Origin of the sequence: Burkholderia sp. Bp9099, from assembly GCF_003857805.1 — a bacterium.
GTDB lineage: Bacteria > Pseudomonadota > Gammaproteobacteria > Burkholderiales > Burkholderiaceae > Burkholderia.
In genome coordinates this window covers 137,633-158,889 of record NZ_QTPU01000014.1, presented here as the reverse complement: position 1 = coordinate 158,889, position 21,257 = coordinate 137,633, and the positions used below count along the sequence as shown (strand labels likewise).

General features: G+C 68.5%; 17 protein-coding genes. 6 read left to right on the top strand and 11 right to left on the bottom strand.

What is annotated here, in order from left to right; all coding sequences use genetic code 11:
- The first annotated feature begins 8 nt into the window (after positions 1-8).
- Positions 9-1,085: an MBL fold metallo-hydrolase gene (locus DIE17_RS18265; RefSeq protein ID WP_124520654.1), complete on the top strand. Its 1,077-nt coding sequence runs from the start codon at positions 9-11 to the stop codon at positions 1,083-1,085.
- Positions 1,086-1,260: 175 nt separating this feature from the next.
- Here DIE17_RS18265 and DIE17_RS18260 read toward each other — a convergent pair whose 3' ends face one another.
- The 6 genes from DIE17_RS18260 to argS form a co-directional block, all read right to left on the bottom strand.
- Positions 1,261-2,901 carry an ABC-F family ATP-binding cassette domain-containing protein gene (locus tag DIE17_RS18260; RefSeq protein ID WP_124520655.1) on the bottom strand — a complete coding sequence of 547 codons (1,641 nt, stop codon included), beginning with the start codon at positions 2,899-2,901 and terminating at the stop codon, positions 1,261-1,263.
- A gap of 192 nt (positions 2,902-3,093) precedes the next feature.
- Positions 3,094-4,689: an ABC transporter substrate-binding protein gene (locus DIE17_RS18255; protein ID WP_124520657.1), complete on the bottom strand. Its 1,596-nt coding sequence runs from the start codon at positions 4,687-4,689 to the stop codon at positions 3,094-3,096.
- Positions 4,690-5,108: 419 nt separating this feature from the next.
- Positions 5,109-5,882, bottom strand: a complete 774-nt coding sequence (locus tag DIE17_RS18250) for an SDR family oxidoreductase (protein WP_124520659.1) — start codon at positions 5,880-5,882, stop codon at positions 5,109-5,111.
- Between the two features lie 19 nt (positions 5,883-5,901).
- A complete protein-coding gene (locus DIE17_RS18245; RefSeq protein WP_124520660.1) occupies positions 5,902-6,543 on the bottom strand; it encodes a thiol:disulfide interchange protein DsbA/DsbL in 642 nt (213 codons plus the stop codon).
- Between the two features lie 69 nt (positions 6,544-6,612).
- Positions 6,613-7,524 carry an SPOR domain-containing protein gene (locus DIE17_RS18240; protein WP_044846189.1) on the bottom strand — a complete coding sequence of 304 codons (912 nt, stop codon included), beginning with the start codon at positions 7,522-7,524 and terminating at the stop codon, positions 6,613-6,615.
- Between the two features lie 113 nt (positions 7,525-7,637).
- Positions 7,638-9,419, bottom strand: a complete 1,782-nt coding sequence (gene argS, locus DIE17_RS18235) for an arginine--tRNA ligase (protein ID WP_124520661.1) — start codon at positions 9,417-9,419, stop codon at positions 7,638-7,640.
- A 200-nt stretch (positions 9,420-9,619) separates the two neighbouring features.
- Here argS and DIE17_RS18230 point away from each other — a divergent pair, with 200 nt between their 5' ends.
- Positions 9,620-9,943, top strand: coding sequence for a DUF1840 domain-containing protein (locus tag DIE17_RS18230; protein ID WP_044846191.1), 324 nt, complete (start codon positions 9,620-9,622; stop codon positions 9,941-9,943).
- A gap of 121 nt (positions 9,944-10,064) precedes the next feature.
- Here the strand turns inward: DIE17_RS18230 and metH are convergent, their stop codons facing one another.
- The 5 genes from metH to DIE17_RS18200 form a co-directional block, all read right to left on the bottom strand.
- Positions 10,065-12,782: a methionine synthase gene (metH, locus tag DIE17_RS18225; RefSeq protein WP_185500391.1), complete on the bottom strand. Its 2,718-nt coding sequence runs from the start codon at positions 12,780-12,782 to the stop codon at positions 10,065-10,067.
- Between the two features lie 46 nt (positions 12,783-12,828).
- Positions 12,829-13,896, bottom strand: a complete 1,068-nt coding sequence (locus DIE17_RS18220) for a homocysteine S-methyltransferase family protein (protein WP_124486572.1) — start codon at positions 13,894-13,896, stop codon at positions 12,829-12,831.
- Positions 13,897-14,215: 319 nt separating this feature from the next.
- Positions 14,216-14,473, bottom strand: a complete 258-nt coding sequence (locus DIE17_RS18215) for a DUF3567 domain-containing protein (RefSeq protein ID WP_006477667.1) — start codon at positions 14,471-14,473, stop codon at positions 14,216-14,218.
- Positions 14,474-14,717: 244 nt separating this feature from the next.
- A complete protein-coding gene (locus DIE17_RS18205; RefSeq protein ID WP_124520663.1) occupies positions 14,718-16,001 on the bottom strand; it encodes a DUF3108 domain-containing protein in 1,284 nt (427 codons plus the stop codon).
- Positions 16,002-16,138: 137 nt separating this feature from the next.
- Positions 16,139-17,014, bottom strand: coding sequence for an IclR family transcriptional regulator (locus DIE17_RS18200; protein WP_044846196.1), 876 nt, complete (start codon positions 17,012-17,014; stop codon positions 16,139-16,141).
- Positions 17,015-17,141: 127 nt separating this feature from the next.
- On the opposite strand from DIE17_RS18200, the gene DIE17_RS18195 reads away from it, so the two are divergent.
- The 4 genes from DIE17_RS18195 (at position 17,142) to DIE17_RS18180 (ending at position 21,175) form a co-directional block, all read left to right on the top strand.
- Positions 17,142-18,134 carry a fumarylacetoacetate hydrolase family protein gene (locus DIE17_RS18195; RefSeq protein ID WP_124520665.1) on the top strand — a complete coding sequence of 331 codons (993 nt, stop codon included), beginning with the start codon at positions 17,142-17,144 and terminating at the stop codon, positions 18,132-18,134.
- A gap of 130 nt (positions 18,135-18,264) precedes the next feature.
- Positions 18,265-19,092 (top strand): enoyl-CoA hydratase/isomerase family protein, encoded by an 828-nt coding sequence (locus DIE17_RS18190; protein WP_124520667.1) that lies wholly within the window; start codon positions 18,265-18,267, stop codon positions 19,090-19,092.
- Positions 19,093-19,171: 79 nt separating this feature from the next.
- A complete protein-coding gene (locus DIE17_RS18185) occupies positions 19,172-19,924 on the top strand; it encodes a PhaM family polyhydroxyalkanoate granule multifunctional regulatory protein (protein ID WP_124520669.1) in 753 nt (250 codons plus the stop codon).
- 24 nt (positions 19,925-19,948) lie between these two features.
- On the top strand, positions 19,949-21,175 hold the full coding sequence (locus DIE17_RS18180) for a patatin-like phospholipase family protein (RefSeq protein ID WP_044846772.1): 1,227 nt from the start codon (positions 19,949-19,951) through the stop codon (positions 21,173-21,175).
- Positions 21,176-21,257: the final 82 nt, after the last annotated feature.

The window sequence follows — 21,257 nt, the reverse complement described above, 5'->3', positions numbered from 1 at the left end:
CCCCACCGATGAACGCACTGGAACACCAACTCGACTATCCCTTCGCCGACACGCTGCCCGTCGCGGGCGACACGTTCGAGGTCGCGCCCGGCGTGCGCTGGCTGCGCATGCCGCTGCCGTTTTCGCTCGATCACATCAATCTCTGGCTGCTGCGCGACGAGATCGACGGACAGGCCGGCTGGACGATCGTCGACTGCGGTATCTCGTCGGATGCGATCCGTACGCACTGGGAACAGATCTTCGACACGCATCTCGACGGGCTGCCGGTGCTGCGCGTGCTCGTCACGCATTGCCATCCCGATCACTTCGGCCTGGCGAACTGGATCTGCGAAGGCGGCGACCGGCGCCGCTGGAACGTGCGGCTGTGGATGACGCTCGGCGAATACATGTTCGGCTGCCTGATGGCGGCCGGCAACGGCTCGAACGCCGGCGGCGCGGCCGCCGCCGATCACTTCGCGCGTCACGGGCTGACCGATCCGGCCGCGCTCGACAAGCTGCGCAACCGTCGCAGCTATTACTCGGACCTCGTGCCGGCCGTGCCGCCGCGCTACCGGCGCCTGCGCGAAGGCGACCCGGTGACGATCGGCGCGCGCACGTGGCGCGTCGTCACCGGCTACGGCCATTCGCCTGAACATTGCGCGCTCTACAGCGAAGCGGACGGCGTGCTGATCTCCGGCGACATGGTGCTGCCGCGCATCTCGACCAACGTGTCCGTGTTCGATCTCGAACCGGAAGCGAACCCGCTCGCGCTGTACCTCGAATCGCTCGGCCGCTACGAGACGATGGCGCCCGACACGCTCGTGCTGCCGTCGCACGGCAAGCCGTTCCGCGGCGTGCGCACCCGCATCGCGCAACTGCGCGCGCACCACGACGCGCGGCTCGACGAAGTGCGCGTCGCCTGCGCGGAGAAGCCGGCGAGCGCCGCCGACATCGTGCCGATCATGTTCCGCCGCCGCGAGCTCGACATCCATCAGATGACGTTCGCGCTCGGCGAGGCGCTCGCGCACCTGAACCTGCTGTGGCTTGCGGGCGAACTCGTGCGCGAGCAGGGCGACGACGGCGTGATTCGCTTCGCGCGGGCCTGAGCGCTGCCGGCCCGACGTTCCCTCGTTTTCAGCGTTCAACCCGGTCCGTGCCGTTCCAACAACGCGAAATCCGTCGTCCCTATCGGCAAAGGCCTGCTCGAATCGGAGCGGCTCGTCAGGCAGCGGTTCGTCGAATCGGACATCACGCGAAACGACGAACGACCGTGAGCGTCAATCACGCGACGGGTTCGTAACGCCACCCGTCGCGCTGCCATTGCATCGTGTGCGTCGGCGCGAGCGCCGCGAGAAACGCGGCGTCGTGCGACGCGACCACCAGCGCACCGGGGAAGCCGGCCAGCGCGGCTTCGATCGCGCGCACCGATTCGAGATCGAGGTGATTGGTCGGCTCGTCGAGCAGCAGCAGCTGCGCGGGCGTGCCGCGCCACAACGCGCACGCGAGCGCGGCTTTCAACCGCTCGCCGCCGCTCAGGCGCTGCACCGGCTGCGTCGCGCGCGCGGCATCGAGCTGCAGCAGCGCGAGCCGGCTGCGCAGCTCGCCTTCGGCGAGCGGCGTAGCGAGGCTGCCCAACTGGTCGACGATCGAGCGCTCGGGATCGAGCAGCGCGAGCCGCTGGTCGAGATACGCGGCGCTCACGTGCGTCGCGCAGGTGCCCGCGCGCGGCGCGAGTTCGCCGGAGAGCATGCGCAGCAACGTCGATTTTCCGCAGCCGTTCGGGCCCGTCAGCGCGATGCGCACCGGGCCGCTGGCCGACCACGTGATCGCGTCCGCGCGCCCGGCGGTGCGCCACGGCAGTCGGGCGCGCTCGAGCGTGAACAGCTGGCGGCGCGCGCTGACCTCGGTGCCCGGCAGCGACACGAGCACCGGCGCGTCGGCTTCGACGCGCGCGGCTGCGTCCTGCACGCGTTCGTCGAGCGTCGCCTTGAACGCGCTCTGGTCGCGGCGCACCTGCCCCATGATGTTGCGCGCGGCGCCCTTGCGCCGCTGCTTCGCGCCCGACGACAGGTTGGCCGTCTTCGCATCGCGCAGCGAGCCGGCCGCGTGGCGCTGGATCGTGTCGTGTTCCTGTTCGAGCCGGCGCCTGGCGCGCCCGCGCTCGGTGCGCGCATGCTCGAGCGCGGCCTGCGCGGCATCCTGTTCCGCGTCGCGTTGCGCGCGATACAGCGCGTAGTTGCCGCCGTAAGTACGCACGCCGTGCGGCGTCAGCTCGACGATGCGCTGCACGTGCGCGAGCAGCGCGCGGTCATGGCTGACGATCACGATGCCGCCGCGCCAGCCGTCGAGTGCCGTGCGCAGCCACGCGCGGCCCGGCGCGTCGAGGTGGTTGGTCGGTTCGTCGAGCACCAGCAGCCCGGCCTCCGAGAGCAACGCGCCGATCAGCGCGACGCGCGCCATCTGGCCGCCGCTCAACGCATGTGCCGGTGTATCGGCGCGCACGTCGTGCAGGCCGGCTGCGTCGAGCGCCGCGCGCAGCCGCTCGGCGAGGTCCCAGCGATCGCCGATCAGGTCGAAGTCGTGTGCGCTCGCGCGGCCGTCCGCGAGGCGCGCGAGGGCCGCGAGCGGCGCATCGAGCGTGGCGAATTCCGCGACGGTCCGCGTGGTGTCCGGTGCGTCGTCGTGCTGCTGCGCGACGTAGGCGACGGGCGTGTGCCGGTCGATCGCGCCCGCGCTCGGCGTGCGCCGGCCGGCGATCAGTTGCGCGAGCAGGCTCTTGCCGGCGCCGTTGCGGCCGACGATGCCCGTCGGCGTGCGGTCGATGGAAAGGTCGAGCGAATCGAACAGCGTGACGCCGTCGTCGAAGCGGAAGGAAACGTGATGAAGCGCGACGAGCGCGCCGGTCGGCGTGGCAGCAGCCATAAGCACCTCCGAAAATGCGTGAAACCCTTCGCGCGCGGCGTGCGAGGCACGGCGGCGAAAACATTTTTGGGAAGGCTTAGTTGTTCACTTCGGCTGGCGTCCGGTATGAGGAATGAGCGCGCAGTGTAGCAAGCGCGGCGCGCGGGCCGCAAGCGACGGGCCGGGGCGCCGTCGCTTGCGCGCCACGCGCGGTTACTGCACGGCGACTGCCGCGAAGTTCTGCCGGCCGAACGGGCTGACGTGATAGCCGCTCACGTTCGCACGCGTGAGCGCGGCCGCGGTCGGGTAGCCGAGCGGAATCCACAGCGCCTCGTCATGGATGATCTTCTGCGCCGATTCGTACAGCTTCGCGCGCTTGCTCTGGTCGGCGGTCGACTTGCCGTCGGCGATCAGCTTGTCGAGCTGCGCGTCGCAGAAGCGCGCGAAGTTGATGCCCGACTTCACCGCGTTGCAGCTGAACAGCGGCGACAGGTAGTTGTCCGGATCGCCGTTGTCGCCGGCCCAGCCCATGAACAGCATGTCATGCTGGCCGAGCTTCGCCTGCTTGATCAGCTCGCCCCACTCGATCACCTTCACCTCGGCCTTCACACCGATCTTCGCGAGGTCGGCCTGCAGCAGTTCCGCGCCGGCCTTCGGGTTCGGGTTCAGCACGCTGCCGGTCGGGCGCGTCCAGATCGTCGTCGAGAAGCCGTTCGGGAAACCGGCCGACGCGAGCAGCTGCTTCGCCTTCGCGGGATCGTACGTATACGGCGCGACGTCCTTCGCGTAGCTCCACGTGTTCGGCGGATACGGGTTGTTCGCGGCCGTCGCCGTGTTGTCGAACACCACCTTCAGGTAGGTCGCGCGATCGAACGCGAGGTTCAGCGCCTCGCGCACCTTGTCGTTGTCGAGCGGCTTCTTCTGCGTGTTCAGCGCGACGAACGCGGTCATGAACGCGGGCGTCTGCACGACCTTCAGCGCGCCTTCGCCCTTCGCGGCGAGCACGTCCTGCGGTTTCGGCGACAGCGCGATCTGGCATTCGCCGGCCTTCACCTTTTGCATGCGCACCGACGGGTCGGGCGTGATCGCGTAGATCAGCCGGTCGACCTTCGGCTTCGCGCCCCAGTAGGCCGGGTTCACGTCGTAGCGGATCAGCGCGTCCTTCGTGTAGCTCTTCAGCACGAACGGGCCGGTGCCGATCGGCTTCGCGTTCAGGTCGGCCTGCTTGCCGGCCTTCAGCAGCTGGTCCGCGTATTCGGCCGAGTAGATCGACGCGAAGCCCATCGTCAGGATCGGCACGAACGTCGCGTTCGGCTCGTTCAGCACGAACTTCACCGTGTTGTCGTCGACCTTCGTGACCGACTTCACGAGTTTCACGAGGCCCATCGACTGCGCGTGCGGGAAGCCGCTCGCGCCGGCCACCTTGTGCCACGGGTTCGCATCGTCGAGCATCCGCGAGAACGTGAACACGACGTCGTCCGCGTTCAGCGGGCGGCCCGGCTTGAAGTAGTCGGTGGTCTGGAACGCGACGTTCGGGCGCAGATGGAACGTGTACGTGAGGCCGTCGGCGCTCGCTTCCCATTTGTCGGCGAGCGCGGGCACGACCTTCTTCGCCGCTTCGTCGTACGACACGAGCGTGTTGAAGATCACGTCGGCCGATGCGTTGGTCGTGACGAGCGAGTTGTACTGCACGACGTCGAAGCCGTCCGGGCTCGATTCCGTGCAGACGGTGAGCGGCTTGGCGGCGGCGAGGCCGGGGGCGGCGAGGGCGGCGGCGACGGCGGCCGCGGCGAACAGCTTGACGTGCATAGGTTCTCCCACGTTGCTTGTGATTTTTGCTGGGTGTCGGAATGCGGGCGTGGCCCGGTAACAGGCGGGGCCGGCGCGGCTGGCGGATAGCATACCGTCAAAGCGCGCGGTGCGTGAAAAAAGGCGCCGGAACGCAGCGAATTGAGCGAGAAACGGCTGCGTTCGCGACGGAATGCGTGCTGGGGCGGCGCAGCGGCGGGGAGATGAGACAGGCGCGACGGCGAACGACCGGCGGCCGAGATGGGGGGCGGGGAAAGCGCAGGCCAAAGCGGATCGGCGAGGATCGGTGCTGATCGACGCGAATCGGCTGGATCACCGAATCACCGAATCACCGAATCACCAGAATCGGCAGAATCGCCGCGCCGGCTGCGGCGAGTCGTGTGGAAGGAGGAGCGGTGCGTGCGACGTTGGCGCCGCACTCAATGCGCGCCGGCCTTCGGCTTGCGCGGTGCCTTCTCGAACAGGCGGTCGTAGAGCCAGCGCGGCAGCACGTGCAGCACCTTCGCGACGACGCCCATCTGCCACGGAATCACGCGGAACGCGTGCTGCCGCGCGATCGCGCGCGCGGCGCGGGCCGCGAAGCGGTCGGCGTCCATCAGGAACGGCATCCGGTACGGGTTGTGCGCGGTCATCGGCGTGCGGATGTAGCCGGGCGCGATCGTCACGACGCCGACACCGGCCGGGCGCAGTTCGACGCGCAGCGCCTCGAGATACTTGATCGCGGCCGATTTGGACGCGCTGTACGCACCTGACCCGGGCAGGCCGCGCACGCCGGCGACGCTCGCGACGCCGACCAGCGTTCCGTGGCGCGCGGCCGTCATCGGGCCGACGAACGGCTCGAACGTCGCGACCATCCCGTAGTAGTTGATGTCCATCACGTTGCGGAACGTGGCGAGATCGCCCTGGCCCGTGACGGCGCCCTGGCTGATGCCAGCGTTCGCGATCACGACGTCGGGGCAGCCGTGCGCGGCGATGAACGACGCGGCGGCCGTCGCGAGCGCGTCGGCGTCGCGCACGTCGGCGGAATAGACGGAGACGGACAGCTTGGGAAAGCGTCGCGCGAACGTATCGAGGGCATCAGTGCGGCGCGCGACGAGGGCGAGCGTGGCGCCCTGGCGGGCGTATTCCTCGGCCATCGCGAGGCCGAGCCCGCTCGACGCGCCGGTGATGAAGACCTTCAGCGGAGTAGTCATGCCGGCGCGCGGGCGGGGATCAGAGCTTCTTGTCCTGAACCTGCTTCACGAGGTAGTCGAGCACCTGCGCGGTACCCGGGATGCTGTTCGTGTAAGCCGGGCCCGTCTTGTACTTGCCCTGGACCACGATCGTCGGCACGCCGTCGATCGCGTAGTTCTTCAGCAGCTCGGCCGACTGCTTCACCTGGCCCTGCACGCTGAACGAGTTGTACGCGTCCATGAACTGCTTCTTGTCGACGCCCTGCGTCGCCAGGAAGTCGGCCTGCGCCTGCGGCGTCAGCAGGTAGTTCTTCTGCTTGTGGATCGCGTTGAAGATCGCCGGCGTGACCTTCTCCGAAATGCCGAGCGCCGACACCGCGTAGAACAGCTTCGAGTGCGGGAGGAAATCGTCGCGGAAGGCGACCGGCACGCGCTTGAAGTCGATGTTGTTGCCCTGCTTCTTCACCCAGGCCTCGACCGTCGGCTCGAATTCGTAGCAGTGCGGGCAGCCGTACCAGAAGAACTCGATGACTTCGACCTTGCCGGCCGGCGCGGACACCGGCTGCGGCGACTTCATCACCTCGAAGTCCTTGCCGGACACCGGCGCCGTGGGCGAAGCCTGGGCGAAGCCGGCTGCGGCCAGGCCGAGGGACAGAAGGAGCGTGCTAAGCAGTTTTTTCATGTTGTGGACGTCGAATCAGTTGCTCGGGTTACGAAACGTAACGGGTTCTGCGTGGGCGCGGCCGGTTGCTTACTGCTTCGTGAAACGGATCACCGCCGTGTCGACACCTGCATCGGACAGGCGCTGGCGGGCCGAGTTCATATCCTCGAATTTCGAGAACGGGCCGACGCGCACGCGGAAATAGGTCACGCCGCTGACATCGCGCTTCGACACCTTCGACTCGAAGCCCTGGAAGCCCAGCCGCGCGCGCTGCTGCTCGGCGTCGCCTTCCGTCTTGTACGCACCGACCTGCAGGAAGTAGCCGGTGTTCGCGTCGCTTGCGGTCGGCGGCTTCGCTGCCGCGGCGGACGTCGCGGACGGCGCCGGCTTCGGCGTGTTCGCGGCCAGTTGCTGTTGCTGCTGTTTCTGCGCGGCAGCCTGCTGCGCCTGCTTCTGCGCGGCGAAGCGCGCGAGGTCGTCCTCGCCGCCTTGCTGCTGCTGTTGCTGCTGTTGCTGCGCCTGTTGCGTCTTCTTCGGCGGCGGCGGGTTGTCGGCCGGCTTCGGCGCGACGGCGACGCCATTGCCCGACGACGCGTTGTTCGATGCGGTGGTGTTGCTCGAGCCGCTGGTGTTGCCGGAGCCGTTCGTGTTGCCCGACGGCGGCACTTCGACGATCTGCGGTTCGGGCAGCAGGCCGCCCTGGGTCTGGTTCGCGGCCTGGCCCGGCGCGGTGTTGGGCGGCGCGGATTGCGCGGCCTGCGGCACCGGCTGGCCGGGCGTCTTGCCTTGCAGCGCGCGGTTCGGGTCGAACTGCTGCGGCTGGCTCGCGGCGTTGTCGGCCGGCGGCGGCGCGACCTTCGACACGAACGGCGACGGCGACCGCGTGATGTAGAGCGCCACCACCACCGCGATCGCGAGGCCGACGATCAGGCCCAGCACGATTCCAAGAAATGTCCCTCCGGCTTGTTTCGATTGCTTCGAAGTTCGGCGTGGTTGTGCCATTGCTTGAGTCACCTGCAAAAAGAATCGTGAAAAGGCTGCGACGGGCATCCGGCGGCGGGTGCTCCCGTCGCAGGCGCGCCTGCCGCAGCCATTCGCTGCCCGGTCCGGGCCGCTTACATCTTGGCGGGCGCGGACACGCCGAGCACCGCCAGGCCGTTCTCGAGCACTTGCCGGGTCGCGGCGAGGAGCGCGGCGCGCGCGTTGCGCGGCGCTTCGTCGTCGACCAGCACGCGCTCCGCATTGTAGAACGAGTGGAATTCACCAGCGAGATCGCGCAGGTAGAACGCGACCGCGTGCGGCGCCAGTTCGTTCGCCGCGTGCGTGAGCATGTCCGGATACTCGGCGAGCTTCTGCATCAGCGACACGGCCTGCGGGCTCGTGAGCTGCGACAGGTCGGCACCCGGCAGCTGCGCCGCTTCGACGTTGTAGCGGGACTTCAGTTCGTTGAGCACCGAGCAGATCCGCGCATGCGCGTACTGGACGTAATAGACCGGGTTCTCGTCGTTCTGTTTCAGCGCGAGGTCGATGTCGAACACGAATTCGGTGTCGGCCTTGCGGGAGATCAGGAAGAAACGGACCGCGTCGCGGCCGCGCGTGATGGTCGCCTCGTCGATCAGGTCGGGGGCTGCTTCCTGGCCCGGCGTCGCGCCGCCCGACCATTCGATCAGGTCGCGCACCGTCACGTAGCTGCCCGCGCGCTTCGACAGCTTCACTTCCTGGCCGTCGCGCATCACGGTGACCATCTTGTGCAGCACGTAGTCGGGATAGCCCTTCGGGATGCCGATGTGCAGGCCCTGCAGGCCCGCGCGCACGCGCGCGATCGTGCCATGGTGGTCCGAACCCTGGATGTTGATCACCTTCGAGAAGCCGCGCTCCCACTTCGTCACGTGGTACGCGACGTCCGGCACGAAGTACGTGTACGTGCCGTCCGTCTTGCGCATCACGCGATCCTTGTCGTCGCCCTCGTCGGTCGTGCGCAGCCACAGCGCGCCGTCCTGCTCGTAGGTCATGCCGGCCTTGATCAGCGCGTCGACCGTCTTCTCGACCCGGCCTTCGCTGTACAGCGACGACTCGAGGTAGTACTGGTCGAATTTCACGCCGAACGCCTGGAGGTCCATGTCCTGCTCGTGACGCAGGTACGCGACCGCGAACTTGCGGATCGCGTCGAGATCGTCGATGTCGCCCGCGCCGGTGACCGGCTCGCCGTCCTTCGCGGCAACCGTCTCGCGGTTCAGGTAGTCGCGTGCGATGTCGGCGATGTATTCGCCGTTGTACGCGGCTTCCGGCCAGCCCGCGTCGCCCGGCTTCAGGCCGCGCGCGCGCGCCTGCGTCGAGATCGCGAGGTTGCCGATCTGCACGCCGGCGTCGTTGTAGTAGAACTCGCGGTGCACCGCGTAGCCCTGGCTCGCGATCACGTTCGCGAGCACGTCGCCGAGCGCCGCCTGGCGGCCGTGGCCGACGTGCAGCGGGCCGGTCGGGTTGGCCGACACGAATTCGAGCAGCACCTGCTTGCCCTTTTCGCGATCCGACGTGCCGAACGCGCGGCCCTGGTCGAACACGGCGGCGATCACCGCCTGCTTCGCGGCGGCCGTCAGGCGCAGGTTGATGAAGCCGGGGCCGGCGATTTCGGCCGCGTCGACGAGCCCTTGCGCGGCCGGCTGGGCCGTCAGCGCGGCGACGATCTGCTCGGCGAGCTGGCGCGGGTTCGTGCCGAGCGGCTTGGCGAGCTGCATCGCGACGTTGCACGCGACGTCGCCGTGCGCGGCGACCTTCGGGCGCTCGAGCGTGATGGCCGGGGCGACGAACGCTGCGTCGGCGCCTTTCAGCGCGTGTGCGACCTGCGTGACGCTATCCGCGAGCAGGGCTTCGAGGGTCTGTTTGTGAGCTGGCAGCATGCTGGTAGAAGGCTTCGTTGGTGGCGGCCGGAAACGCCGGCCGGCCGGCGCGCTTTTTAAGCGCGCGTTTCAGGGATCGCAGAATTTTAACAGGTGCTAATATGCCGCTCAGGCGCCCCGCGTCCGCGAGGCCGGACGCCGGCCTGCCGGCGTCCCCCAACCGCGCCGCGCAGGCACAACAAGATGAAAAGGGAATAGTCATGATTACGTTCAAGAGCAAGGCGGCACAGGATCTCGACGTGCTGAAGGATTTCGCCGTATACGTGCTGGGCCTCGTCGGCAAGCAATTGGGCGAACGCGGTGTCATTACGCACGACGAACTGGACCACGCGATCGCGAAGCTGGAAGGCGCGGTCGCGCAGGCGAAGCAGGAGCGTGCCGAGCACGCCGGCCATTTCCACGAGGACGAAGACGACCACGCGCACCACGAAGTGCCGCCGAGCTTGGCGCAGCGCGTCGCACCGTTCCTGACGATGCTGCGCGAAGCGAAGGCCGGTCAGGCCGACGTGCACTGGGGCTTCTGAGCCGCGTTGCCCGCCTGACCCGATCGCGAGATCGCAAAGGCGCATGAAAAAGCCCGCTCGATGCGGGCTTTTTGATTTCGTCTGATCAAAAGGGCGGCGAACCGCCCCGGTCGTGCCCGGATCAGAGTTGCGGCGCGAGCGCGCGGCGCGCGTCGTCGAGCGACAGCTGCATTCGTTGCGCGTAGTCGTCGAGCTGATCCTGCCCGATTTTGCCGACCGAGAAGTAGCGGCTGTCCGGATGCGCGAGGTAGAAGCCCGACACGCTCGCCGCCGGCAGCATCGCCAGCGAATCGGTCACGCTCATCCCGATTTCGTCCGCGTGCAGCGCGGCGAACATGTCGCGTTTCACGAGATGGTCGGGGCAGGCCGGGTAGCCGGGCGCCGGGCGGATGCCCGCGTACTTTTCGGCGATCAGCGCGTCGTTGTCGAGCGTCTCGCCGCTCGCGTAGCCCCACAGCTCGCGGCGCACGCGCGCGTGCATCGCTTCGGCGAACGCTTCCGCGAAGCGGTCGGCGAGCGCCTTCAGCATGATCGCGCTGTAGTCGTCGTGGTCGGCTTCGAACTGCCTTTCCTTCACGTCGACGCCGAGGCCGGCCGTCACCGCGAACATGCCGATGTAGTCGGCGACGCCCGATTCCTTCGGCGCGATGAAGTCGGCAAGCGAGCGGTTCGGGCGCATCACGCCGTCGACCACCGGACGCACGCTCTGCTGGCGCAGGTTGCGCCACGTCATCAGCACTTCGGAGCGCGACTCGTCGGTGTAGATCTCGATGTCGTCGTCGTTGACCGTGTTCGCCGGCAGCAGCGAGATCACGCCGTTCGCGGTCAGCCAGCGGCCCTGGATCAGGCGCGCGAGCATCGACTTCGCGTCGGAGAACACGCGCCGCGCCGATTCGCCGACGATCTCGTCGTTCAGGATCGCCGGGTACGGGCCCGCGAGATCCCAGGTCTGGAAGAACGGGCCCCAGTCGATGTAGTTCGCGAGTTCGTTCAGGTCGTAATTCTTGAACACGCGGCGGCCGATGAACTTCGGCTTCACGGGCTGGTAGCCCGCCCAGTCGATCTTCGTCTTGTTCGCGCGCGCCTGCTCGAGCGTGACCATCGGCTGCGCCTTGCGGTTCGCGTGCTGGTCGCGGATCCGGTCGTAATCGGACTTCAGCTCGTCGAGGTACTTCGCCGCGCCTTCGTCCGACAGCAGGTTCGACGCGACCGACACGGAGCGCGACGCGTCCGGCACGTAGACGACCGGGCCTTCGTAGTGCGGCGCGATCTTCACGGCCGTGTGCACGCGCGAGGTCGTCGCGCCGCCGATCAGCAGCGGGATCTTCTTCACGCGGAAGTAGTCGTCGCGCTGCATTTCGGACGCGACGTACGCCATTTCCTCGAGACTCGGCGTGATGAGGCCCGACAGCCCGATGATGTCCGCGCCCTCGACCTTCGCCTTCGCGAGGATCTCGTTGCACGGGACCATCACGCCCATGTTGACCACTTCGAAGTTGTTGCACTGGAGCACGACCGACACGATGTTCTTGCCGATGTCGTGCACGTCGCCCTTCACGGTCGCGATGACGATCTTGCCCTTCGCGCGCACGTCGCCGCCCGCTTCCGCGAGCAGGCGCTTTTCTTCCTCGATGAACGGGATCAGGTGCGCGACGGCCTGCTTCATCACACGCGCCGACTTCACGACCTGCGGCAGGAACATCTTGCCCTGGCCGAACAGGTCGCCGACGATGTTCATCCCGTCCATCAGCGGGCCTTCGATCACGTTGATCGGACGGCCGCCGGCCGCGGCGATCTTCGCGCGGACTTCCTCGGTATCCTCGACGATGAAGTTCGTGATGCCGTGCACGAGCGCATGCGAAAGCCGCTTCTCGACCGGCTGGTTGCGCCACTCGAGGTTCTCTTCCTTCTTCGCGCCGCCCGCCTTGAACTTGTCGGCGATCTCGAGCAGTCGGTCGGTCGAATCGTCGCGGCGGTTCAGGATCACGTCCTCGACGCGCTCGCGCAGCTCCGGGTCGAGATCGGCGTACACGCCGAGCTGGCCCGCGTTCACGATACCCATGTCCATGCCCGCCTGGATCGCGTGATACAGGAACACGGTGTGGATCGCCTCGCGCACCGGGTCGTTGCCGCGGAACGAGAACGACACGTTCGACACGCCGCCGCTCACCTTCGCGTACGGCAGGTTCTGCTTGATCCAGCGGGTCGCCTCGATGAAGTCGACCGCGTAGTTGTTGTGCTCCTCGATGCCGGTCGCGACCGCGAAGATGTTCGGGTCGAAGATGATGTCTTCCGGCGGGAAGCCGACTTCGTTCACGAGGAAGTCGTACGAGCGCTTGCAGATCTCGGTCTTGCGTGCGTAGGTATCGGCCTGGCCCGTCTCGTCGAATGCCATCACGACCGCGGCCGCGCCGTAGCGGCGGATCAGGTTCGCGTGGCGGCGGAACGCGTCCTCGCCTTCCTTCAGCGAGATCGAGTTCACGATCGCCTTGCCCTGCACGCACTTGAGGCCGGCTTCGATGACTTCCCACTTCGACGAGTCGATCATGATCGGCACGCGCGCGATGTCCGGCTCGGACGCGATCAGGTTCAGGAAGCGCACCATCGCCGCCTTCGAATCGAGCATCGCCTCGTCCATGTTGATGTCGATCACCTGCGCGCCGTTCTCGACCTGCTGGCGCGCCACCGCGAGCGCCTCGTCGAACTGGCCGTTGAGGATCATCCGCGCGAATGCCTTCGAGCCGGTGACGTTGGTGCGTTCACCGACGTTGATGAAGAGCGTTCCGGACGTGACGTTGAACGGCTCGAGGCCGGCAAGGCGCATCATGTGATCGGTCATGGCGGTGCGAATTCGTATGAGGTAGGGCGGGCGTTGATGCGGTCGGTCAGGCGGCGTCGCTGTACTGGCTCGGCCAGCGGCGCGGTTTCACGTCGGCGAGCGCCTTCGCGATCTCGGCGATGTGCTCGGGCGTCGTGCCGCAGCAGCCGCCGGCGAGGTTCACGAGCCCGGCCTGCGCGAATTCCTTCAGGAGGCCCGACGTGACGTCCGGCGTCTCGTCGAAGCCGGTGTCGCTCATCGGGTTCGGCAGGCCCGCGTTCGGGTAGCACGACACGTAGGTGTCGCACAGCTTCGCGAGCTCGGCGATGTACGGACGCATCAGCGCCGCGCCGAGCGCGCAGTTCAGGCCGAACGTGAGCGGCTTCGCGTGGCGCAGCGAATTCCAGAACGCCTCGACCGTCTGGCCCGACAGGATGCGGCCAGATGCGTCGGTCACGGTGCCCGAGATCATGATCGGCAGGCGCTCGCCGGTGTCCTCGAACAGTTCGTCGAGCGCGAAGAGGGCGGCCTTCGCGTTCAGCGTGTCGAAGATCGTCTCGACGAGGAACAGGTCGACGCCGCCGTCGAGCAGCGCCTTCGCCTGCTGGTAATACGCGTCGCGCAGCTCGTCGAACGTGACGTTGCGCGCGCCCGGGTCGTTGACGTCCGGCGAGATGCTCGCCGTCTTCGGCGTCGGCCCGATCGCGCCCGCGACGAAGCGCGGTTTGTCGGGCGTCGCGTAGCGGGCCGCCGATTCGCGCGCGAGCCGCGCCGATTCGACGTTCATCTCGACGACGAGGTCTTCCATCCCGTAGTCGGCCTGAGCGACCGTCGTCGCGCCGAAGGTGTTGGTTTCGACGATGTCCGCGCCGGCCGCGAAGTACTGGTCGTGGATCTCGCTGATGATCTGCGGCTGCGTGAGCGACAGCAGTTCGTTGTTGCCCTTGATGTCGCGCGGGAAATCCTTGAAGCGCTCGCCGCGATACGCGGCCTCGTCGAGCTTGTAGCGCTGGATCATCGTGCCCATCGCGCCGTCGAGGATCAGGATGCGCGATTTCAGCAGCGCGGGCAGTGCGGCGCCACGCGTGTAGGGCGCGTCGAGCGGGGTGGAAGCGGCGAGAGGAGTCGCAGACATGGGCGAGAGACCGGCGAAGACGGGAAAACCGTCATTGTAGCCGGTGCGCCGGGGCGCCGCCCGGCCTCGCGCGGCGCGCAGCCGGCCGGCGCGGCATGCGGGTGGCGCGCACGGTCGTGGTGCAGGCAACGGTGCGGGCCCGATGCCTGCGTGCGTGCGGTCTGCGCGCAATGAACGTGCGTACCCGTATGCGGGTCGCGCACCGGCCGCATCAAACGAAAACCCCCGCCCGGCGAACCGGACGGGGGCTTGGATCGGAGTGCTCGCGGCGCCGCTTCAGTGCGGCGAATGGCCCGGCGATGCGCCGGGCCGCGGGTCGTCAGTGCAGGACGACGGGCATCATCATCAGGCTGTCGAACTGTCCGAGGAATTCGTCCACTTCGTCGAGCGACGGTTCATCCTCGATCAGCTGCTTCACGTGTGCGCGGAATCGTTCGGCGAGCTCGCCGTCGATGAAGATCTCGCGCTGGGCGTTCTTGTCGACGATTTCGTATCCGCCGGCATTCATCAGATGGTGGCCGGCCTGCGGCGCAAATTCGACGACGCAGTAGTTGGGGCTGTTGTAGATCATTTGCATGGCGGCACTCCTCTTCGCAGTGGCATCTGGCCTTGTTGTCCCGTAGGTGGGGCGGGCTGTGCCGGTTTCAAGGGGCTTGCGCTGCACACCCCGTTCTCCCGTTTGCGTGGGGTGTATCGGTTAGAAACCAATGTCTATCAAACGTTTCTTATTGTGATCCGGTGGACTGAAATAGTTGTTAAAGAGTGTCATCGGCCATTTCGGCGAGTCCTTTAATCGGTCGAAATTGCCGATTGGTCGACCGTCACGGCGCGGACGGCGCCGAGGCCGGCAGTGCAGACGCTGGCGCTGGCGGTTGCACGGCGGGCGGCGGCGCGGGTTGTGCCGGCTCCGCGGCCGGTGTGCTGGCAGGCGCGTTGGTTGCGCCTTCCTTCGTTGCGCCTTGCGTCGCGCCGGCGGTCGGTGCATCCGGCGGGGCGAGCCGGCCGTGCCACAGCAGCTCGATCTGCGAACCATTCGGTTCCGATTGTACGAGCCTCGCGGGCAGCCAGTCGAGCGACGGCGCGAGCCACATGTCGATGCGGCGCGTGTCGCCGTCGCGGCGTGGCAGCCGCATGAAATGGCGTGCCCGGATGATGCCGGCCTGCGTCTGCACGTCCTCGTCGCCGATCACCGTGATCGGCCAGGTCTCGCCGCTGTTGTTGTCGATCACGAAGAACTGTTGCGTGACGCCCGGCTTGTACATGGCCGGATTGCCGCGCACGAGCCCCGACAGCTGCATCAGCATGCTGAAGCGATCCTGCACGCCGTCGGGCAGCGGCGCGTTGTTCGGCGTGCGCGTGAAGACCACCTGGCGGATCTCGCGGTTGAAGATCGCGATGTCCTCGGGCCGCTTGCCGCGCTTCTCGATATAGCGGTCGGGCGCGACGCCGAATGCGTCGATGCGGCCTTCGCTGCGGTAGGAGAACGGGCCGACGAACGGCACCGGCATCGACACCGACAGATCGTAGGTGCGCCCGTCGGTGCGCCAGTGGATCGTGCCGATCATGTTCTGCATCCCGTTGTAGAACGTGTCGTACTGCAGGTCGCCGGGCGGCGGCGCCGCGAACTTCACGCCGCTCGTCGCGGGGCCCGGCGTCGCGGCACTGGCGCCACCGGCGGCATCGCCGGACGATGCCGCGTGCGCGCCCGATGCGCCTGTCGTGCCGCTCGCGGCGGAGGCGGCGGCCGGCGGCGGCTCGCCGTGCTCGGCCGTCTGCGTCGACGTGAGGACCGGCTCGGGCGACGGCGCGGGCTTCGGTGCAGGCTTCGGCGTGGCGGGAGCCGGTTTCGCCGGCGCCTGCTCGGCCGGATGTTCTATCGGATGTTCGGCCGGCTTGGGCGCAGGCTGGCGCTCGATCGGTTGCGGCTTCAGCAATTCGATCTGCACCGGTATCGCGGCGGGCGCGGGCGGCGTGAACGCGTCGCGGCTGCGCGTCAGCCACAAGGCCGCAAGCGCGTGCAGCACCAGCACGACCACGAGCGCGATGCCCACGCGCAGCCAGCGGCGGGGCGGGGCGTGACGAGGACGGGTGTCGGCAGGCGGCATCGGCGAAACGGTACAGGGTTGGGGCGGTCGCGGCGCGCAGCGCGCGTCACAGCCGTCGGACCGCCGGATGCGCCGCGCGTTCGCGGTACATCGCGCGGGTGTCGCACGTGTGTTGCGCGCCCGGCGTGTCCGGCGTGTCAGGCGTCGCGCGCGTCCGGACTATAGCCGAGTTCGTAGGACAGTTTCTGCGCGCAGGCACGCAGCGCGGTGTCGATTTCGCCGCCCCACGCGATGTCGAACATGCCTTCCTGGCCGAGCGCGACGATCGCGAGCGCGAGTTCGCCGACCGCGTCGAACACCGGCATGCAGAACGCATGGATCGTCGGCAGCAGCATCCCTTCGACGCGCGCGGCCTGATGCGCACGCACGTCGGCGAGCACCGCCTCGACCTCGTCGAGCGTGCGCGGGCCGCCGTGATGCGGCGAGCGGCGCGTGTCGGCGAGCTCGCGTTCGAGCATCGCCGCGGTCTTGCTGCGCGGCAGGTACGCGGCGAACAGCAGGCCCGTCGCGGAGCCGAGCAGCGGCATCACGTCGCCGAGCTTCAGCGACGCCTTCGCGGGATGGCTCGATTCCATCCAGTGCACGATCGTCGGCCCCTGGTTGCCCCACACCGCGATGCCGACCGTCTGGTCGACGCGGTCGCGCAGCTCCGTCAGCGCGATCCGCGCGAGCTTCACGCCGTCGACGCGCGCGAGCCGCGCGAGCCCCATTTGCAGCGCGAAGCCGCCGAGCTCGTAGCGGCCCGACACGGGATCCTGCGACACGACGCCGAGCCGCGAGAAGCTGACCAGGTAGCGGTGCGCCTTCGCCGGGCTCATGCCCGCGCGCTGCGCGAGGTCGCGCAGCATCATCGCGCGCGGCTCGCTCGTGAGCACATCGAGCAGGCGGAAGCCGACCTCGATCGACTGGATGCCGGAACGGAGCTTCTCGCCGCCTTCACCGTGTTCGCCGGCGCCGGTGTCGTCGGTGTCGGAATCGGCGGGATCGTCGTCGGGAAGCGGGCTGGCAGGCATGGGCAACGGGGGCGCGACAAGGCGGCAAGGGTCGGGACGAAAACGGCGCGCACGATCGTGGCGCGCCGCACGGATTCACCATCGTAAAATAGATTCCCTCCATCGTCACTAAAACGGCAGATACCCCATGAAACTTGCATCGCTGAAGGACGGCACGCGCGACGGCCAGCTGATCGTCGTGTCGCGCGACCTGCACACCGCGGCGATCGCCGATGCGATCGCGCCGACGCTGCAGCGCGTCCTCGACGACTGGGCGTTCTACGCGCCGCAACTGCGCGACCTTTACGACGCGCTGAACCACGGCCGCGCACGCAACGCGTTCGCGTTCGATGCGGCGAACTGCATGGCGCCGCTGCCGCGCGCGTTCCAGTGGGCCGACGGCTCCGCGTACGTGAACCACGTCGAGCTCGTGCGTCGCGCGCGCGGCGCCGAGATGCCGCCGGAGTTCTGGACCGATCCGCTGATGTACCAGGGCGGCAGCGACGATTTCCTCGGCGCGCGCGACGACATCGTGTGTCCGTCCGAGGAATGGGGCATCGACTTCGAGGCCGAAGTCGCGGTGATCACCGGCGACGTGCCGATGAGCGCGTCGCCGGACGACGCGCTGAAGGCCGTGCGGCTCGTCACGCTCGTGAACGACGTGTCGCTGCGCAACCTGATTCCGGCCGAACTCGCGAAGGGCTTCGGCTTCTTCCAGAGCAAGCCGGCCACCGCGTTCGCACCGGTCGCGGTGACGCTCGACGAGCTCGGCGACGAATGGCGCGAAGGCCGCGTGCACCGGCCGATGATCGTCCACTGGAACGGCAGGAAGGTCGGCCAGCCCGACGCGGGCACCGACATGGTGTTCCACTTCGGCCAGTTGATCGCGCACGCGGCGAAGACGCGTAACCTGCGTGCCGGCTCGATCGTCGGCTCGGGCACGGTGTCGAACAAGGACGCGAAGCGCGGCTACTGCTGCATCGCCGAGAAGCGCTGCCTCGAGACGATCGAGCACGGCGCGCCGCAGACCGAATTCATGCGCTACGGCGACACCGTGCGCATCGAGATGTTCGACGCGGCCGGCAAGTCGATCTTCGGCGCGATCGAGCAGGCGGTCGCGCCGCCCGACGGCGCGGCCTGACGCAAACGCGCCAGTCGACGCGAAACCCGGCCCCGGCCCGCGCGCCGGGTTTCGCCTGATGTTTGCCCGCGCGGGCTTGGCTACACTCGATTCAGGCGCTTCAGGCGTCTCGAGAACCCGGGAGCTGCGCATGGCCGATCTCGCCGCATACGGCGGTTACGAAGCACTGAAGGTGACACGCCGCGATCACGGCGTGCTCGACATCGTGATGAGCGGCGAGGGCGCGAACCGCAGCGGTCTCGCGACTGCGAACGAGCACATGCATCGCGAGCTCGCCGACATCTGGCGCGACGTCGACCGCGATCCCGACACGCGCGTCGCGGTGATCCGCGGCGAGGGCAAGGGCTTTTCGGCGGGCGGCGATCTCGCGCTCGTCGAGGCGATGGCGAACGACTTCGACGTGCGCGCGCGCGTGTGGCGCGAGGCGCGCGACCTCGTCTACAACGTGATCAACTGCAGCAAGCCGATCGTGTCCGCGATGCACGGCCCGGCCGTCGGCGCGGGGCTTGTCGCCGGACTGCTCGCCGACATCTCGATCGCCGCGAAGGACGCGCGCATCATCGACGGCCATACGCGGCTCGGCGTCGCGGCCGGCGATCACGCGGCGATCGTGTGGCCGCTGTTGTGCGGGATGGCGAAGGCGAAGTACTACCTGCTGCTGTGCGAACCGGTGAGCGGCGAGGAGGCCGAGCGGATCGGCCTCGTGTCGCTCGCGGTCGAGCCGGCCGACCTGCTGCCGAAGGCGTACGACGTTGCCGAGCGGCTCGCGCACGGATCGCAGTCGGCGATCCGCTGGACCAAGTACGCGCTGAACAACTGGCTGCGCAGCGCCGGGCCGACGTTCGATACGTCGCTCGCACTCGAATTCATGGGCTTCTCCGGGCCCGACGTGCAGGAAGGCATCCGCTCGCTGCGCGAGCGGCGCCCGCCCGACTTCCCCGGCGACGCACCGTTCTGACGCGCGTTATGATCGAACCAAAGGCGGCCGCTCGATCCGTGCCGGCCGCTTCGCTCCCCCAGTCAACCAGGACGCCCGTATGACGACCGATGCCCCCGGCTCCAATCCTTTCGCCGGCTTTGCCGGTTTCAAGCCTGCCGACATGCTCGACCGGATGTGGGACATGATGCGGATGACGCCGTTCGGCGGGATGGCGTCGTTTCCCGGCACCGCGTCGGGGCTGCCGCCTTCGCTGTCGAGCATGTCCGACATGATGGCGCCGCTCACGAGCGTCGAGGAACTCGACAAGCGGATCACCGATCTGCGTGCGGTCGAGCAATGGCTCAAGCTCAATCTCGGGATGCTGCAGTCCGCGATCCAGGCACTCGAGGTGCAGCGCGCGACGCTCGCGACGCTGCGCGCGTTCGGCGCGTTCGCGCAAAGCTCGATGTCGGCGGCCGAGGAGGCCGCGGTTGCGGCCGCGCAAGCGGCGTCCGCGCCGCGCGCCGACGCGCAGCAAGCGCCGGACGCCGCCGCCGCGGACGCGCCGCCGGCTGGCGACACCGCGCAACAGGCGTTCGATCCGGCCGGCTGGTGGAATCTGCTGCAGGCGCAGTTCAACCAGCTCGCGAGCCTCGCGATGACGCAGCCGGGGGCGCAGCCCGCGGCACCGGACGACGCCGCACCGCCCGAGCAGGCCGCACCGGCCGCGCGGACGGCACAGCCCGCGCCGGCCGCGGCCGCCGCGCCGCGCAAGCCGGCCGCGAAGCGCGCGAAGCCGGCCGATTCGGCCGCGGCGCGCGCGGCAGCCGCTTCGTCGCCCGAAACGCGTCCGCCGAAGCGCTCGACGTGACGCGAACCGGATAGCAGGTCGATCATGCGGCTCGCGCTCGTGCTGATGGGAGGCGGCGCACGCGCCGCCTATCAGGTCGGCGTGCTGAAGGCGCTGGCCGAAATCGCGCGCGAGGCCGATCCGAACCGGCAGACGGTGCCGTTCACGGTGGTCTGCGGGTCATCGGCCGGCGCGATCAATGCGACGTCGATCGCAAGCCACGCGGACGACTTTTCGCACGGCGTGCGGCGCCTGCTCGAATTCTGGGAGCCGCTGCGCGCCGACTACGTGTATCGCACCGACTGGCTCGGCATCGCGGCGGCGGGCGCACGCTGGCTCGCGACGATGACCTTCGGCTGGGCGGCGCGCCGCTCGCCGCGCGGGCTGCTCGACAACGCGCCGCTCGCGCACCTGCTGCAGCGCGAGCTGAGCTTCCACCGGATCGAGCAGATGCTCGAGGCCCGCCTGCTGCATGCGCTGTCGGTGACGGCGCTCAGCTATTCGAGCGGCCGGCACCTGACCTTCTACCAGGCCGCCGAGCCGATCCAGGCATGGCGGCGCGCGCAGCGCACCGCACGGCTCGTCGATCTGTCGGCGTCGCACCTGCTCGCGTCGTCGGCCATTCCGTTCGTGTTCCCGGCCGTGCCGCTCGTGCTCGACGGCCAGATCGAATACTTCGGCGACGGGTCGATCCGCCAGGTCGCGCCGCTGTCGCCGGCGATCCACTTCGGCGCGGACCGGATCGTCGTCGTCGGCGCGGCCGATCCGCGGCCCGAAATTCCCGCCGCGAACGGCTCGGGGCTGGTGCGCGGTTACCCGACGCCCGCGCAGATCGGCCAGCAGGTGCTCGCGAGCGTGTTTCTCGACTCGATCGGCTCGGACATCGAGCGGATCGAGCACATCAACCGGATGATCGAGCATTTGCCGCACCAGGTCGAAGTCGACAGCGGCTGGCGGCACGTCGACGTGCTCGCGATCGCGCCGTCCGAGCGCATCGAGCTGATCGCCGCGAAACACCTGAAGCAGATGCCGGCGACGATGCGCGGGCTGCTCGGCGCAATCGGCGGCAGCCAGCCGGCCGGCGCGTCGTTCGCGAGCTACCTGTTGTTCGAGGAGGCGTTCACGCGCGAGCTGATCGAACTCGGCTACCGCGACGGACGCGCGCAGCGCGACACGCTGGCGGACTGGATCGCCCGGGCCGACGGCGGCAGCGCGCCGGCGGCCGGCACGCCGCCCGAAGGCGGTCTCGCGACAGGCGAAATACGGGTCTGACCGACAGGCCCGGGCAGGCCCGAAAGCGACTCAGCTTACATTTCGGTTGCGTTTTCGCGACGGGGCATGCGACCGATCGCCG